The organism is Candidatus Thermoplasmatota archaeon (assembly GCA_035540375.1).
In the GTDB taxonomy this organism is placed as follows: Archaea; Thermoplasmatota; SW-10-69-26; order JACQPN01; family JAJPHT01; genus DATLGO01.
The window spans coordinates 1-16,252 of record DATLGO010000087.1 but is presented as its reverse complement, the minus strand read 5'-3'; the positions used below and the strand labels follow the sequence as shown (position 1 = coordinate 16,252).

Below are 16,252 nucleotides of genomic sequence, written 5' to 3'. Positions count from 1 at the left end.
TCTGAAAGAGGGCCGATCCCGTTCGGGCTCCAATCGGGGTGTGATGGGATCCACCCTCGCCGACGACGACCTCGACGACGCCTGGAAGCCGCGAGGCGCCGCGCCCTTCGACGGGGTCGAGGCCGTCGCGTTCGACCTCGACTGCACGCTCGTCGACATCCTCCGCCTCAAGGAACGCGCCTGCGAAGCGGCCGCGTGGGCGCTCGCCGACGCTGGACTCGACCTCGACCCTCCCGTCGCGGCGCGGACGATGATGCGGCTGGCCCTCGAGCAGGGCATCGACCGCGACGACGTCGTGGACCTGTTCCTCCTCGACGCCTACGGGACCGTCGACCCGTCGCTCGTCATCCTGGGAAGGCATGCGTTCGACGCGGCCGAGGAGGCCGAGGCCCGGCCGTATCCGCGCGCGCATCGCACGCTTCTCGAATTGAGCCGACGCGGTTACCGGCTCGCGCTCATCACCGACGCGCCGCGCCACCGCGCGCTCAAGCGCCTCCAGGCGTCGCGGCTGCGCGCCTTCTTCGAGGACGTCATCACCGTCGAGGACACGCCCCGCGGCAAGGTCGACAGCCGCCCCTTCGAACGAGCCCTCGCGCGCCTCAACCTCCCGGCGAGCGCGCTTCTCATGGTCGGCGACAACCCGCGCCGCGACGTCGGGCCCGCGAAGGCGCTCGGCTGCCGCACGGCCCTCGCAACGTACGGTCTTCAGCCCGATTTCGCGAGCGATCACCCCGCGCACCGGGCGGATCGCGAGATCCGTCAGCTCGACGACCTCCTCGCGCTCGTCCCTGATCGGGTCCCGCGAAGGCAAATGGATTTACGGTCCGGTGGCGTCGCTCTGCCCGTGGCCGCCGCGACGGCCCCGACGACCCCGGGGGAAGCACCATGACGAAGACGCGCATCACGCTCTACGGCGGCGTCAACGAGATTGGCGGCAACAAATTCCTCGTCGAGGAGGGCGACGACCGGATCCTGCTCGACTTCGGCATGAGCATCGGCGCGCGCGGGAACTACTTCGAGGAGTTCCTCAGGCCCCGCGCGAACGCGATCCTCCGCGACCTTCTGCGCCTCGATCTCCTCCCCGACGTCGACGGGATCTACCGCGAGGACATGCTCACGGTCGCGCGCGCCGCGACCGACAAGGACCTCCCCGAGAGCGCCGACGCGTGGCGCCGCCGCAACGGCGGGCGCAACTTCGTGCACGGCATCCTCGTGACGCACGCGCACGTCGACCACTTCCAGGACCTCTCGTTCGTCGACCCGCAGATCCCCGTCTACTGCTCGCCCGTCACGAAGGGCATGATCGACGCCATCCAGGACGTGAACGGGACGGACATCGAGAGCGAGATCTCCACCGTTCGCCGGCGCGAGCTCGGCACGAGCGGGAAGGGCGCGACGTTCCCCGATCGACCGACGGTCGACACGACTGACGGGGTCCGCGACATCCGCACGCTCGCCGAGCAGGAGGTCCACCACGTCGGTCCTTTCAGCGTCGTCCCGATCCCCGTCGACCACTCCGTCCCCGGTGCGTGTGCCTTCTTCGTCAAGACCCCTTCGGGGAAGCGCATTTTCTACAGCGGCGACATCCGCTTCCATGGCCGCCTGATGGACCGCACGAGCGCGCTCCTCAAGGCCACCGAGAGCCTCGAGCCGGACGTGATGCTCTGCGAAGGCACGCGCATCGACCACGACGCAGCCGACAACGAGGAAGGCGTCGAGCGCGGCGTGACGGAGCTCGCGCAGGAGGCGAAGGGACTCGTCGTCGCGGAGTTCGCATGGAAGGATACGACCCGCTTCGACACGCTCCAGCGCGTCGCGAGCGCGACGGGGCGCCAACTCCTCGTGGACCCGCGCACCGCGTATCTCCTGAAGCGTCTCGAAACAGTGCCAGGATTCCCCTCGCGAAGCGTCGAGAATTACGACAACGTCGGCGTGTACCTTCGCCGCAAGAAGTCGATGCTTGACGAGCCCGGCGACTACGAGAAGCACGAGGCCGGCTACCTCGCGGACTGGGGCGACCGCAGCGCCGACATGAAGAAGGCGTGGAAGGACCGCGACGAAGGCTACCTCTCGCTCGGCCTCCACCACTTCTTGAACGCGAAGCGCGCCTTCGACGTGCTCGACAACCCCGACCGCTACATCGTGCACCTCTCGTTCTGGGCCTCGAACGAGCTCTTCGACCTCGCGCCGCCCGCGGGATCGCGCTGGATCCGCTGCTCGACCGAGCCCTACTCGGACGAGATGGCGATGGATCTCGCGCGGCAGCGCAACTGGCTCGCGCGCTTCGGGATGGAGCACAACGTGAAGGCCTCGAAGGCCGACGCCGACGTCCTCGTCGCGAAGACGGGCACGACGCACGTCAGCGGCCACGGCGGCGCGCAGGACATCCTGAAGCTCATCCGCAACGCCTCGCCCGGGATGCTCGTCCCCATCCACACGCAGGAGAAAAGCCTCGATCGTTTCGCGGGCCTCGCGGGCGACGTGCGGACGTTCAAGGGGCGGACGTACGCGAACGCGGCGAAGGGCGAAGTCGTGGTCGAGGTCTGATACGCGACCGGCGTCGTGCCGCGGCGGGCGGCTGCGCGAGGGCGTGGCCACGCGGCGGACCCTCGCATGACGGGCCCGGCGGAGGCAAACCCGGTGGTACTCGCCCGCAAGCTGGACGGGGCGGATTCGACGTATCCTCGGTACGTATCGCTGTGGCGTTACCCTGTTGCCCACGTCGCGCCATGACGTCTCGATGACACCGCCGCCGAACTTGCGCGCGAGCCCCCGCCCGTCATGGCAATCGCCTCGATCCGCGAGGGCGACCGTTTGGAGGATCTACCGAGAGGAGATGCGGGGCCTCCCCCGGGGACGATTCGCGCTCGCGGGGGCCGCCGCGGCCACGGCCTTCATCGGATTCCTCGCCGTCGCCATCGCACCCGAACTGCTGCGCGCTTTCGGCGTCGTCGCGTTTCTCGTCGTCCCGGCCTTCGTCGCGCCCTTCGCCGCCGCCCGCATGTCGGCTCCGCGCGCGTCCCGCCTCACGCACAGCCTCTATACGGCGCCGATCACCCAATCCCGATGGTTCGCGGCCAACATTCTGGTGACGGCGAGCGTCGGGGTCTTGTACCTCGTCACGACGGCGCCCATTCTTGCCGTCATCGCTTGGCATCTCGGCGCGGGCGGGGAGATCTTCCAGGACTTCGTCCCCATCGCGATCGGGCTCATCCTCGCCTACACCGCCATCGGCACGTTCCTCGGCATCGTCTTCACCGGACGCTCGCTCGCCGCGCCCGTCGGCCTCGCGGTTTCGATTGCGGTCGTGTCGGTGATGAGCGGTGTCTTCATGGCTCAGGTGCTCCAGGATCCGGCCCCGAACCGAACGCTCCTTGCGATCCTGCACCTCTTCCCCCACCCCAACCTCCTTGACGCCGTATCGAGCGAGGCCAGCGGAGGCCTAGCACCGGTCGACCCCGCGAAGGCCATCGTCGCCCTCGCCGTCACCACCCTCGGCTTCACCCTCCTCTCGGCATGGGTCTACCTTCGCGGTCAAGGTCCCGAAGATTGGGAGGCATCGCCGCGCCACAAAGGGTTGACAACCCTGGTCGTCGCCGCGATCGTCCTCGCTCCCGCGGCCGCCGCCAACGACGAGTACCGAATCGCGGAGCCGAGCGCGCCCCAGGTCCACATCCCCGGGGCGCGTCCCGTGAACATCCTCGCTTCCCTCGGGGAACCCGGAGCGAGCCCTCTCGAGCTGGATTTCCTGAACCCCCACCTCGAGACGGCCGATGATCCCCTCGCGGTCAACGAGGACAACGAGCGTCACCTCGTCCTCCTGCTTCCCGTCGATCCATCCATTCCGGTCACGAACCTCACCGTGGAGATCACGATTCCCGCGGGACGGGACAACGGAACGTACCTGTCGCGGAACTTCACGTTTGAGCAGGTCGCGCGCAACGAGACGGCACCGCTCCCTGGCGCCATCGTGAACGGCCCCATCGAAGGCGTCGTCTTGCGCCTCCCCCTGACGGTGAATCCGGGCGACCCGCACGGATTTTCCAAGAACTTCTACGTCGCCCACATCCACGCGAAGTACGATGTCGCCGGCGAGAACAAGACGCGTCATGCGCACGCCGAAATCCCGATCCACGCCGCGGTCTCGGATGCGTCCGAGCATTTGCTCATCGCCTCCTTGCCCGCGCCCCTCGCGTTGGCCGCCTTCGCCTTCGTCCGACGCCTACGCATCTCGTGAGATGATCCCATGAAATACGCCATCGAAACACAGAACCTGACGCGCCGATACGGCGAATTCGTCGCCGTCGACGGCGTGAACCTCGCGGTTCCCACCGGCACGATCTACGGCTATCTCGGGCTGAACGGAGCCGGGAAGAGCACGACCATCAAAATGCTCACGACCCTCATCCGCCCCACCGCGGGCCACGCGACGGTCGCGGGTCACGACATTGTCAGCGAGCCGCTCGCCATCCGCGAGATCATCGGACTCGTGGGCGACGAAGGGGCCGACAGCCGGCCGTCGTGGACCGGCCGGGAATATCTCGGATACTTCGCCCGCATCCGCGGCATGCCTCGCGCGGAGGACGCCGTTCGCGAGGCTCTCGACGCGGTGCGGCTCGACCCCCGCTTCCGCCATCGCGCCATCGCCTCCTACAGCACGGGCATGAAGCGGCGGGTCGATCTCGCGCGCGCCCTGCTCTCCCGCCCTCGAGTCCTGTTCCTCGACGAGCCCACGCGGGGACTCGATCTGCCCTCCAAGCGCGAAACCTGGGAGCTTCTTCGGCGGCTCGCGCGGGAGCAGGATGTGACCGTCTTCCTGTCGAGCCACGACGCGACCGAAGTCCACGAACTCTGCGCGAACATCGCCATCGTCGCGCGGGGTCGCCTCACCTACAGCGGCCCGGCCGCGACGCTCGGGAGCGACCCGCGCGCGTTCGAGGCCGCCCTCATCAAGCTTCTCGAAGGCACCGGATCTGAAACTCCACAACCGACCCGTCAGGAGGAAAACGCATGAAAGCTCATCTCAGCCCAGTCAAACCCTCGGCGCGCGGACGACACGTCCTCATGGTCGGCGTCGTCCTGCTCGCGATCAGCGGCTTCTCGTATGCCCTTGCGAGCGCCGACGTCGACCGGAACGACTTCGTCCCCGTGGGCGCCCCGACGGCGCGCGACGGAACGGCGTCGCGGACGTACGCCGTCCCACACGGCATCGACGTCCTCGACAGCGGCACCATCATGGGGATGTACCGGTTCCCGAACCGCTCGGGAGACGTCTACGTTCTCGGATGCGACGACCACCAGCGCTTCCTCGCCGGGACGCCCCTCAGTCCGAGCGCGACAGTCTTGCGCGGCGTCACGGAAGGGATGTTCCACGTCAAGGCCGGCACGCTCCCATCGCGCGCATCCGACGGACATTGCGCGAGTGACGTCTACGTCATCCTGACTTGGAGCGACCGAGGCGACTGGCGATCGAATCCGCCGAGCGCCGTGACCGAACTCGTCCAGAACCCCGAAATGGAGGGGTGGCTTCCGATGGTCCTCATTTCTGTCGGGACCACGGGAATCCTCGCCGCGCTCTCGGGCTTGATGATCCAACGGCGCGAACGCCGCGGCCCTTCGGGACGGTAACACGTGACGACGGGCGTTTCGTCCGGGGATGGCCGAGCCATCGGCCGTGGTAGGGTTCGAAAAGCTGAAATGACGCCGCGGTCGCTTTCCGCGCAAGCATGTCCCGTGATCCCTTGACGCAACTTCGAGGAGATTCATCGACTGCGGTCCATCAGGGCACTGCCGCGCCGATCGCTCTTGCTGGCCTGGTCCTTTTGGGGACCAGCCTGTTCCTCTTGGGCCTCCTCGCCAGCTCCGCGCGCGAGATGCCCTTCGAGTCGATCGGGAACGAGACCGTCGTCAATGAAACGGCGCGTGTCACCCTCGGCCTCGTGGGCCATTACTCGATCCCCCACGACAGCTACGTCGAGGCCACGTACCGCTTCCCCGTGAGCCCGGGCGACGCGTATTTCCTCGATTGCTGGGCCTACCTCGACCTTGTCCAGGGTCGGCCCGTGAGCCCGGAAGCGCCGGTCATCCGCGGCATGCGCGAACACGAGTTCCGCGCACCCGTCGAGGACATCATCAATCCCCCCGCGCGCCTCCTTGCCGGGGAGGCCGTCGATTCCTTTTACGCGGACCCGCGATGCCCCGGTCTCTACGCCGTCTTCGAATGGCCTGCTTCGGGAGACTGGCGCGCCAACCGACCGGAGGCGCGCGCGCAATTCGTTTCGAGCGCGCTCTTCGATTCGCCCTTTTCCGCCGTGCTGCCCGCCCTCGCGGCCCTCGGCGCGATCGTCGCTTTCATCGGCTTCACCCTTTGGACGAAGGAGCGACGAGCTCGCGAGCCATCCGTGGTGACCCCTGAGGAGACCACGGCCGAAGCCCTCTACCATTTCGCGATCCGCACGGAGGCGTGGCTCGTCCGGACGCGCCGATATCTCCTCATGGCGGGGTTCCTCGGGATCTTCCTCTGGTACCCCCTCTTGCTTCCCTGGGCGTGGCAAGTGGGAGACACCGTCGGCGGAGCGCCGTGGGCGCGATGGGCCTTCGTCGCGGGTGCCGCCGTCCTCCTCCTCGGCCTCACGGGCATCTGGCTGCGTGAATTCCGCGCCCTGGACCGCGAGCTCAGCGATTGGAGAAAACGAGTGGCCCGACTGCGCCGTCGAGAAGAGGAGCTCATGGCGCAGATCGAGTCCTGAGGCGGACACCGATGGCCGACCTCGAACGTCCCGACCTGTATGTCGTGGCCCGGTTTCTCGAACGGCTCTGGCGTGACCAGCGCGTCTACCGGAAGACGGACCTCCAGTTGGCGGTCCGGCTCAACTATCGCGTCTACAAGAAGTATCTTGATTGGATGATTTCCAAGGACCTCATTGCGGTCTCGCGAGACGCGGAAGGAGTCGAAAGGATCGCCATGACCCCGAAAGGCATGCGGACCTACGATGCCTTCGTCGGCACCCTTCGGGAATTCGTGGGCGACGAACGGTTTTGAGCCTTGGCCGAAGAGCCGATCGCGCGATCCTGGGCGATTCTTGTACAAGCCGGTCGACGGCCGCGGGGCGACGGCGTGAATTCGAGGTCTCGCACAGCGTGGGAAATGGAGCGCAAGGCCCGCGTGGTCAACTGACTTGGTGACATGGGTTGGGATCGATTCAACTTCTGGAGGAGAAAAGGCCGCGGAAAACCTGACGGGAACGGCCCCGTACGAAAAACAGGCGAAAACCTGCCGGCTAGAGAAGGCAGAACCAGCTTATCTCCCGCCGCGTATTCTCCATGGACGAGGGGTTCGGCGCGAAGCCTGCTTTGCGCCCCCGGTCCTCCGTCCTCGACGCTCGCCAGCCACGGGAGATGTATCGCCCTCCCGCGGGGCCTGCTCGAGGACGGGGCCACCCTTCGCTTTCTTGACTCTGACCACCATCATGGAGCCGCGATCGAGTGCGGCCGGGACGCCGTGCCCTGGTTTTGCCACCACGACGTTGACGCACCCTTCCAGTAGGAACCGGGGAGGTAGAGTTTGCTCGGGAACGCGAACTCAACTTCGTTGTGGAACCCGTGACGCCAGACGGAAGACGCTCGGAGCGAGACGGGCACGACGCACGTCAGCGGCCACGGCGGCGCGCAGGACATCCTGAAGCTCATCCGCAACGCCTCGCCCGGGATGCTCGTCCCCATCCACACGCAGGAGAAAAGCCTCGATCGCTTCGCGGGCCTCGCGGGCGACATGCGGACGTTCAAGGGACGGACGTACGCGAACGCGGCGAAGGGCGAGGTCGTGGTGGAGATCTGATAGGGACCGCGGACGGGCCACATGGCCGCGTACACTCTACACGTCGCGGCCGACAGGGGCGAGGGTGCCGATCCCGCGCACGGATCACGAGATCCCCATCCTCAACGAGGGCGACGCCGACCACCTCGACCGCCACGGAACGATGCGCCGGAATCTCGCGATCCGCGTCGATCGACTGCAGGACGAGGCTCTGGTGGCGAGCGCGCGAGGGTCCACGGACGGTGCCCCGCCCATGACGCCGATCCGGGACGTCCCGAAGCGTTAGCGCCGCGGCGACGCGCCGTCGAGCTTCCCCATCTGCGCCTCGAACCATCCGTTGTATACGCGCAGGCTTCGGGGAAAGATGACCTCGACGCCCGCGACGCCCGTCACGTCGAGCGCCGCTCGCTGCACCGCTTCCGCGTGCGGGACGGCGTCGAGGTGGCAGAGCACGTCGAAGGGCCCCGGGACGGGGCCCGGGTGCACGGGGTGCAGGTCCGCCACGACGAGGGCACCCGGAAGCGCGCGCAGGCCTTTCGCGACCTTGCGCGGGTCCGCGTCCTTCGCGAGGGTGACGATGAGTCGCCCCACGCTCCCGCCCGTGTAGCCGCCGAAGTCGAGCACCGGGACGAACCACACGGCGTTCGACGCGACGAGGCGCTCGTAGCGCCGCGCGAGCGTCTTCGCGCTCACGCCCACCTTCCGCGCCGTCGCGTCGATCGTCGCAAGCGGCGCCTCGCGGAGCGCCTTCACGATGCGCCAGTCGAGATCCGTCAAGTCGGCGGTCGCGCGCGGGGTCTCGATCGGAAGACATTCCTCGACCTCGTTGACGCCGGGGAGGCGCGCCATGAGCCTGCGCCGGCGCTCCAGGAGGCGCGGCTCGTCGATCACGAGATCCACGACGACCCAAGGCCCGAGGTGATCGAGCGCCACGACGACGCCGTCGACGAGGTCCAGCTCGTCGAGGAAGCGCGCCTTCGCGCGAGGGTCCTCGATGCGGACCCCGCACGCGCCGAGCCGCGCGCCGAAGAGAGAGGGGTTGGGCATGACCTCGTAGCGCTCGATGAACCCGTCCTTGGACCAGCGCTGGATCCGCGCGCGGACCGTGGTGCGGGCGAGGCCGACGCGGCGCGCGATGGTCTCAAGCGAGAGACGCGGGTCGAGGTTCCCCCAGAAGAAGACACGCTCGCGGAAGACCTCCCGCATGATGGCGATGTCCGTCGCGTCCACGGCCGCGGACGGTCGGCGCGCGACATAGCCCTTTCCGAAAGCGGGCGCGCCCCCGAACGAAACGGAACCCGCGGCGACGGCGGAGCATGAACCGTCGGGCCCTCGATCCACGCCCTTTTCTCCGGCATGGAATCTCCCCGATGGATCCCATGCACACCGCCGGCTACACGTACGGCACGGCCGCCGTCGCACGCTCCCCGGTCACGATGAAGGACCTCGCCGACCTCCAGGAATGCGTCGGGTGGACCCCGCGAGACGAGGCGGCGCTCCGGAAGGCCGCGACGTTCCTGCCGCAGCACCTCGACGCGATGCTCGGTCAATGGCAAGGCGTCTTCGGACGCATCTTCGTTTCCGGATTCGTCGGCAAGGACGGCCAGCCCATCGACCGCTACCTCCAGGCCGCGCACGGCCGCCTCGTCATGTGGCTGAAGGACACGCTCGAGCGTCCGATGGACCAAGCGTGGCTCGATTACCAAAACGAGATCGCCCTCCGGCACCATCGCAGCAAGAAGAACCGGACGGACGGCGTCGAGTCCACCGACGTCGTGCCGCTTCGCTTCATCGTCGCGATGGTTCACCCGATGAGTGACATCCGCAAGTTCCTTGCGCTCGGCGGCCACACGCCGGAGGAGGTCGACGCCATGCACGCCGCGTGGGGAAAGTCGCTCACGATCCAGGTCGCGCTCTGGTCGAGACCCTACGCACGCGACGGCGATTGGTAGATCGTTCGAAGCGCGGGCAAACAGGCCACGGCAAGGGCTACAAGCCCCCGAAGCGCTCGTGAAAAGGACCTTCATGCGCATCGTGGCCTTCGACACGGAGACGACAGGGACCGATCCCGAGAAGGACCGCATCGTCGAGATCACCCTGCTGCCGATCGGCGGGTCCGCGCGCACGTTCCGCGTGAATCCCGGCGTCCCGATCCCGGAAGCCGCGACCGCGGTGCACGGCATCACGGACGCCGACGTCTCGGAGGCGCCGCCCTTTGCCGCGGTGGCCGCGGAGGTGCAGGGCCTCATCGCGGACGCCACGCTCCTCGGATACAATTCCAGGGGCTTCGACACGCTGATTCTCGACCGCGAGCTGCGGCGCGCGGGAGAGCGCGGCATCGACCTCGCGACGGTGCAGGAGATCGACGTCTACCGAATGTGGCACGCGCTCGAGCCGCGCACCCTCGCGGGCGCGGCCCTGCGATGGCTCGGCGTCGAGCACGCGAAAGCCCATGACGCGAAGGCCGACGTGGAGATGACGCTCGACGTGTGGCGCGCGATGTGCAAGGCGGCGGGCCTCGACGAGGCGTCGAGCGTGAAGCTCACGCGACCCGACAACGAGATCGACCGCGCGGGCAAGTTCGTGATCAACGACGAGGGCCGCGTCGTCTACAACTTCGGGCGCTATCAGGGCCAGATCGTCGCCCATACGGATCCCGGGTACCTGCAGTGGATGTCGAACCAGGATTTCCCGACGTCCACCAAGGCCGCCGTTCAGGAGCTCATCCTCAGCAAGGGCGACCACCCGAAGGCCCGGCGCTGGCGCGAGGCCGGTCACAAGGAACCTGCGTGAACACCCGGGGGCTGGCCTCCGAACAGGTTCGAATCCCCCCGACTCCCGGTGCCCGTTCATCGTCCAACCACGCGGGGCGCAGCGCGGCGGGCGAACCCGGCCGGCTAGAAAAGGCAGAACCAACTTATCTCCCGCCGCGTATTCTCCATGGTCGAGAGGTTTGGCGCAAGGCTCGCTTTGCGTCCCCGGTCCTCCGTCCTCGACGCTCGCCAGCCACGGGAGATGTATCGCCCTCCCGCGGGGCCCGCTCGAGGACGGGGGCCACCCTCCGTTTTCTTGACTCGAATCACCGTCATGGAGCCGCAACCGTGTGCGGTCGTGAGGCCATGCCTTGGTTTTGCCACCACGACGTTGACACGACGATAGCGTAGGAACCGGGGGGATAGAGCTTGGCGGGGAACTCGAATTCAACTTCGCCCGTAGGCCCGGTGACGCCCGACGCAAGGCGCTCGGAGCGAGGCCGGCCCAGCACGTCGACGTAATGCAGATCCACGGCCACGGGCGCCTGCGCCACGGGACTTCCGTCGGCGAAGGTGACGTTGACCTTGCCCTCGCCGTCTCCTCGCAGGAGACCGCTCATGGAGCCAGCGGCGTCGTTGATCTCGATCTCAACTCCGAGCCGATCGACCACGGGCAGCGCGAGCGCCCCGACGATCTCGCCGACCGTCGCGAGGATCGTCGCGTTGCCGGTCCGGGTCGATAGGAACTTGCCCGTGGTGCTGATCTGACCGAGGTCGGTCGACCATTCGAGACCGGACGCGGGCACATCGTTCCCGAAGCGGTCGTGACCAATCGCGCCCACCGTCAACGGGCGCCACACATTGGCGACCGCCGCCGGCGATACGACGGTGATCTGCGCGAGTGGCCCGGCGTGCACCTGGACGACGTGAACCGGACTCGCGACGCCGTCAGCGTGGACCTGGATCTCAGCCGTGACCGGAACTGTCGGCGCGGCGTAGCGCCCATCCGCTTGGATCACTCCCCTGCTCGCGGTCCAAGTTGGCGTGAAGAGAACGGAATTGTCGAATGCGTCGAAACCGAATGCGTCGAACTTGATTTCGCTGCCGACCTCGACCGCCGTTGACCCCGTCACAGCAAGGCGGGCCAAGGGGCCCGGAATGACGACAAACGAGAGCGAGGCCTCCACACCGCCCTCCCGAGCGACGACCGTGTCGTGACCCGCAAGCGTGGGGGCTCTGTATTGCAGGCCTTCCATGAAACCTCGCTCGGCGGTGACGAGCGGGTCAGCCATGACCGGGTTGCGGTATCGGTCGAAGGCCTCAACGATCAAGGCATAGATGCTCCCCACCACGAGAGGCGATTCCTCGAATCGCAACTCGAAACCGTTGATGGGCCCCGGAACCACGCTGTAATTCCAGCAGGCTTCAATGCCATCGATTTCGATGCAAGTTTTCGCCGTGCCCGCCTGGGTTGGAACCGCCTCTTCGAACGATCCGGTGGCACGGTGGATGAGGTTACGGTGGAAATCATAGCCATCGAAGCGGAGCGTCATCACGGATCCTGCCTCGACGCTCTCAGGGCCGGACAGGAGGAGGAGATCCAAGGGTCCCGCCACCACATCGATCAGCGAATAGCCGGCGATGGCGCCCAAGCGGGCCTCGATCGTGCAGGCCTGATCCGCCATTGTCGGGGCTAGGTAGCTGCTGCCCGTGACGGACCCACACGAAGCCGTCAGTTCGGGTTCAATCGCGACCGCATTGCCGAACGCGTCGAAGCCCACGACCACGATCATTAGATATTCACCCGCCGATAGGGTGATCGCCTCCGGTAGCACCCGCAGCGTCGCAAGGGGCCCGGCGACGACTTCGACGAAGAGAGAGACTGCCACGCCGTCAACGTGGGCGTCGATCTGATCGTATCCGGCGACCTCGGGCGCAGCGTAGATGCCGTCATCCGCTTGTCCGCGGTGAGCGATGAGTGCAATGGACGTGGCGACCTCGTTCTCGAAACGATCGAAGGCCTTCGCGACCACCGGATAGGATTGTCCCGCGACGATGGGCCCATCCGGCAATTCGACCGCGACGCGGGCAACAGGTCCCGGCTGAACCATGACCGATGCGCAGACCTCGATTTCATTTTGAGAATGACAGAGGCGTATCTCGCCCGCTCGTGTGGGAGCCTCGAAAACGAGGACGGAGGGGTCAATCGGCACGCGGTTGGCGTAGCGGTCGAAGCCGATGAGCGCAAACTCGACGCGCTCGCCCACCTCGACCGGAAAGGCGAGGATCTCGATGGACGCGAGAGGGCCCGGGAGAACTTCGACACTCGCTCGGCCTTGGATAGATTCCGCCGTTGCAGCAATGACACAGCTGCCAACTTCTCGTGGCGCTACGTAGAACCCAGTTGCGTCTACGGCCCCACATGTCGCGCTCCAGGTCAATTGGATAGGGATTTCGTTCCCGCGCGCATCGAATCCCTTCGCGGAGAAGGGGGCGCTTTCACCTATGCGCATCGTCAACATTGAAGGGGCGGTTTTGATTTCCGACAGGGGGCCATGAGGCGCCCGAACGCGGATACTCGAAGTTGCAGGTCCCTCTCCTAGTTCATTGACCGCGGCGGCGCGGATTGAGACCTGCTCACCGTCCAGCAAATTCTCGATCGCGATATTCGTGGACGTTCCGACCGACATTGTGGGCATCGGTCCACGTTCCTCGGACTCGATCTGGATACGGTAGCTCGTGACTGGCTTGCCACCGTCTATCGCCGGCGCTGCCCAAGTTAGGGTGATCGAGCCTCTCCTTGGGCCGCTCTCGCCAATGAGCGCTTGGGGGACGCCAGGCACTGAGAACGTCCTCGCGCTGACGACCTCCGACCGAACCGATTCGCCAATAGAATTCTCGGCTGAGATTTGATAGTACAGCGCCAAGCCGTCTCCGTGACCGGTATCGGCATAGTTTGTTCCGCTGATCACTGTCGCGAGATGGACGACGTTATCGGGCGCGATTCCGCGATAGACGCGATACCCAGTGATGGGGTCCCCGCCGTTGCTCGAGGAGGGGGCCCACGTCACAGTCACCTGCCCGCGCGCGGGACCGGCTGTCGCGGTCGTGTCCACAGGCCCGCTGGGCGGCGCATCGCCGAAGACCCGGAGAATTTGAGAGGTTTGGCCAGCGCTTGAGTAGCCGCCGAAGACGAGAGTTTGCAGCGCGCCCTGGTATACGGCTGCACTCGCATAACGGCCTGTCGGCAGATTGACCGCGAAATTTACGATTTGATCGCGCACGGGGTCGTAGCGCAATATCTGAGACGTCGCGCCATTGTTGTAACCGCCCATGACGAGGACGTTGAAGCCGTTCCAAACAGCCGCGGGACTTTGCCGACCAAAAGGCAGAGCAACGGACTTTGTCCTCACGGCGCCTGAAGTTGGCGTATATTCGACGATGCTTGGATCGAGGTAGCCCTGATTGCCCTCGTAAATGCCGACGACATAAGCCTTGTCGCCCGTCCAGGCGACTGAATGGCTAGAAGAGCGACGTGGCAGTACCTCAGGAAGTGTCGTAACGCTTCCATCGCCTGGGTTGAACTTCACGATCGCATCGATGTCGTTGTAAGACCCAATTCTTCCCCCGAGGACATAAACGCAACCGCCGGGACATCCTCTGGCGGGAAGGTCTCGATCATCCCAAAACGCGGCAGACCCGCCGCGCGGCGATGGAAGCTTAGAAGCGAGGACCGCGACCGTGCCGGTGGAGGGTGTGAATCGCGTGATCTTATCCGAATAGCCCGTCGCCGTTTTCCCTCCGATGATATATGCGTGCGTGCCATCCCACGCAACGGCTGACTCGATGACGGCTTCAGGCAGCATAGCTGCAAGGAGAGTCGCGGTTCCCGCAGGGTCGAACCTGATGATGTCGCGCGTGAATCCCCCGGCAGTGTTGGTGCCGCCAAAGAGGTACACAGCCTCGCCGGTCCATACCGCTGCGGCGAAGGCCTTCGGACCGGGCAGCGTTTGAGGGTGGACTTCGACGGTTCCAGCCGAAGCCGTCGGGACGAGGACCAGAAGGATGACCGCGAAGCCTGCCGATTGAATCGCCTCCTTTCCCCGGAATGAAACCAGACGCCCCACCCAAGGGGTGACATGTCAATGTCACTATTTTAATTTTCGATTCGGCACGCTCACTGAAATGACGGACGCCGTCAGCGGACGCCGGCCGCCCGCAACTCGATGACCCCGCCCGCCCGCCGCGTCTCGATGAGCCTCAACGCCTCGAGCCGCGAGAGGTGCCATCGCACCGTCGAGCGCCCGAGTCCGAGCCGCTCCGTGAGGCGCGTGGACGTGATGCCCGGCTCGGCGCGGACGGTCTCCAGGATCTGGCGCGCGCGATCCGCGCGCCCGACCACGACCCGCGTGAACGGCTCGCGGGCCTCGCTCGCATCGCTTGCGAAGTGCAGGGTGCGCTCGCCCCATCGTCGGGTGACCACGTACTTCTGCTGGACGAGGACGCGCAGGTGGTACGCCACGGTCTGGCGCCGGACGCCCACGATGGGAACGAGTTCCGCGAGCGTCAGGCCCGGTCGGCCGTCGATGGCCTCGAAGATCGCCGCTCGCGTCCGCTGCTGGAGGATCCGATGGCGGACCAGCCGGCTGCTTGCGAGGAGGCCGACAAGCCAGCCGACGACGATTGCGCCCGCAGCGACGAGCGCCAAGGCCGTGGGGCTTGAAAGAATTGAGGCGGGATCGGCGAACGAGGCGATCGTCGCTTCCTCTTTCGGGACCGGCGTCGCCTCCAGGGGCGCGTCCGCAGGTCGGGGGGGCGCCGGGGCCGGCGCGAGCGCCGCGGCCTCCAACGGCTGCACGGCGCTCTCGAGATTGCCGGCGGCGTGCGAGTCGGATGCGCGCGCGGGCGTGATCGCCCGCAACGGCGCGTGCTCGCTTTCGACGACGGGAACGAAATCATTCACCGCGACGCCCGCCTCGCGGGCGTGAACCGAGTAATGGATGTTCGGCGTCTCGTCGTGGACCCGATAGGCGATCGGATGCCAATAGGGCGTCATGTTGGGCGCGCCCCGCGTCCCGGTGTGGTATTCCTGCACTCGCGCCGCGATCTCGATCGCCCAACGGGAATGCCAGTGCGTCTCGCCGTCGAAGGACTGCCAGCCGGCGACCGTGAAGCGGTTGCCGTTCTGGAGGTATTCGTTCGAGTAGTTGTTGCTGAACCAGAGGTCCAGCACGTTGATGTTCCAGCCGTGGTACGTGAGCCAGAACTGCACGAAGGGCGGGTGGTCCACGCGCAGGCCCGCGACGGGGCCGTACACGGGCTCCGGAATGATGAGCGCGGGGATGCTGGCGTCCTGGGCGATGCGGACCCCGGGCGTCTTCAGCAGCGGCGTGTCGATCGCGGGCGACGTGCTCACCGTGATGGTTCCCGGGGGGCCCGGCTCGAGCTGGGCGGCCGCGGGGGGCAGGACCGCGAGCATCGCGAAGACGAGCAGCGCGACGTTAACAGGGCGGGGCCGCCGCGAGGATGCAGCCGATGAGCTTCGTAAGCGCGACGATCGGATTCGGGTCACCCCAGGGGCAACAGGCGGCTTCCACGACGAAGAACGCCGGCGATGCGGCAAGGAAGAGGGACGCTTTGATAGTTTTGGGGGCGGCCTTGTTGTGTCCGCGCGGGGGTGAGG

At 66.6% G+C, this 16,252-nt stretch carries 13 protein-coding genes and 1 pseudogene; 11 read left to right on the top strand and 3 right to left on the bottom strand.

The genetic code is table 11. The annotated features are described in order from the left end of the window. Nucleotides 1–43 precede the first annotated feature (43 nt). From VM889_10265 to VM889_10225, 9 genes and pseudogenes are all read left to right on the top strand, one after another. Nucleotides 44–889 carry an HAD family hydrolase gene (locus VM889_10265; GenBank protein ID HVL48929.1) on the top strand — a complete coding sequence of 282 codons (846 nt, stop codon included), beginning with the start codon at nt 44–46 and terminating at the stop codon, nt 887–889. Then, complete coding sequence (locus VM889_10260) at nt 886–2,547, top strand: MBL fold metallo-hydrolase (protein HVL48928.1); 1,662 nt, start codon at nt 886–888, stop codon at nt 2,545–2,547. Before VM889_10265 ends, VM889_10260 begins: the two co-directional genes overlap by 4 nt. Nucleotides 2,548–2,836: 289 nt before the next feature. Beyond that, nucleotides 2,837–4,237 carry an ABC transporter permease gene (locus VM889_10255; protein HVL48927.1) on the top strand — a complete coding sequence of 467 codons (1,401 nt, stop codon included), beginning with the start codon at nt 2,837–2,839 and terminating at the stop codon, nt 4,235–4,237. A 9-nt stretch (nt 4,238–4,246) separates the two neighbouring features. Further along, a complete protein-coding gene (locus VM889_10250) occupies nt 4,247–5,014 on the top strand; it encodes an ABC transporter ATP-binding protein (protein ID HVL48926.1) in 768 nt (255 codons plus the stop codon). Next, nucleotides 5,011–5,628, top strand: a complete 618-nt coding sequence (locus VM889_10245; protein HVL48925.1) for a hypothetical protein — start codon at nt 5,011–5,013, stop codon at nt 5,626–5,628. The genes VM889_10250 and VM889_10245 overlap by 4 nt, the downstream gene beginning before the upstream one ends. Nucleotides 5,629–5,843: 215 nt before the next feature. Next, the gene (locus VM889_10240) at nt 5,844–6,749 is read left to right on the top strand and encodes a hypothetical protein (protein ID HVL48924.1); all 906 of its coding nucleotides are present in this window, start codon (nt 5,844–5,846) and stop codon (nt 6,747–6,749) included. Between the two features lie 11 nt (nt 6,750–6,760). Next, on the top strand, nt 6,761–7,042 hold the full coding sequence (locus tag VM889_10235; GenBank protein ID HVL48923.1) for a winged helix-turn-helix domain-containing protein: 282 nt from the start codon (nt 6,761–6,763) through the stop codon (nt 7,040–7,042). A gap of 615 nt (nt 7,043–7,657) precedes the next feature. Continuing rightward, a pseudogene (locus VM889_10230) lies at nt 7,658–7,837 on the top strand (hypothetical protein). Nucleotides 7,838–7,901: 64 nt separating this feature from the next. Then, nucleotides 7,902–8,102: a hypothetical protein gene (locus VM889_10225; GenBank protein HVL48922.1), complete on the top strand. Its 201-nt coding sequence runs from the start codon at nt 7,902–7,904 to the stop codon at nt 8,100–8,102. Here the strand turns inward: VM889_10225 and VM889_10220 are convergent. Continuing rightward, a complete protein-coding gene (locus VM889_10220; protein ID HVL48921.1) occupies nt 8,099–9,046 on the bottom strand; it encodes a winged helix-turn-helix transcriptional regulator in 948 nt (315 codons plus the stop codon). The genes VM889_10225 and VM889_10220 overlap by 4 nt on opposite strands. 149 nt (nt 9,047–9,195) lie before the next feature. Between VM889_10220 and VM889_10215 the strand changes: the two genes are divergently transcribed. Together VM889_10215 and VM889_10210 are read left to right on the top strand one after the other, a co-directional pair. Further along, complete coding sequence (locus VM889_10215) at nt 9,196–9,768, top strand: protoglobin domain-containing protein (protein ID HVL48920.1); 573 nt, start codon at nt 9,196–9,198, stop codon at nt 9,766–9,768. A gap of 73 nt (nt 9,769–9,841) precedes the next feature. Then, nucleotides 9,842–10,609 carry a 3'-5' exonuclease gene (locus VM889_10210; protein ID HVL48919.1) on the top strand — a complete coding sequence of 256 codons (768 nt, stop codon included), beginning with the start codon at nt 9,842–9,844 and terminating at the stop codon, nt 10,607–10,609. 292 nt (nt 10,610–10,901) lie between these two features. Here the strand turns inward: VM889_10210 and VM889_10205 are convergent, their stop codons facing one another. Both VM889_10205 and VM889_10200 read right to left on the bottom strand, forming a co-directional pair. Then, on the bottom strand, nt 10,902–14,696 hold the full coding sequence (locus VM889_10205) for a fibronectin type III domain-containing protein (protein HVL48918.1): 3,795 nt from the start codon (nt 14,694–14,696) through the stop codon (nt 10,902–10,904). Between the two features lie 71 nt (nt 14,697–14,767). Further along, on the bottom strand, nt 14,768–16,048 hold the full coding sequence (locus tag VM889_10200; GenBank protein ID HVL48917.1) for a helix-turn-helix domain-containing protein: 1,281 nt from the start codon (nt 16,046–16,048) through the stop codon (nt 14,768–14,770). Between the last annotated feature and the right edge of the window lie 204 nt (nt 16,049–16,252).

Bases quoted from the DNA above. Each gene is read 5' to 3' on its own strand.
- VM889_10250 (HVL48926.1), top strand. From the start codon at position 4,247: ATGAAATACGCCATCGAAACACAGAACCTGACGCGCCGATACGGCGAA.
- VM889_10265 (HVL48929.1), top strand. From the start codon at position 44: ATGGGATCCACCCTCGCCGACGACGACCTCGACGACGCCTGGAAGCCG.
- VM889_10200 (HVL48917.1), bottom strand. From the start codon at position 16,048: ATGCTCGCGGTCCTGCCCCCCGCGGCCGCCCAGCTCGAGCCGGGCCCC.
- VM889_10210 (HVL48919.1), top strand. From the start codon at position 9,842: ATGCGCATCGTGGCCTTCGACACGGAGACGACAGGGACCGATCCCGAG.
- VM889_10235 (HVL48923.1), top strand. From the start codon at position 6,761: ATGGCCGACCTCGAACGTCCCGACCTGTATGTCGTGGCCCGGTTTCTC.
- VM889_10260 (HVL48928.1), top strand. From the start codon at position 886: ATGACGAAGACGCGCATCACGCTCTACGGCGGCGTCAACGAGATTGGC.
- VM889_10245 (HVL48925.1), top strand. From the start codon at position 5,011: ATGAAAGCTCATCTCAGCCCAGTCAAACCCTCGGCGCGCGGACGACAC.
- VM889_10215 (HVL48920.1), top strand. From the start codon at position 9,196: ATGCACACCGCCGGCTACACGTACGGCACGGCCGCCGTCGCACGCTCC.
- VM889_10255 (HVL48927.1), top strand. From the start codon at position 2,837: ATGCGGGGCCTCCCCCGGGGACGATTCGCGCTCGCGGGGGCCGCCGCG.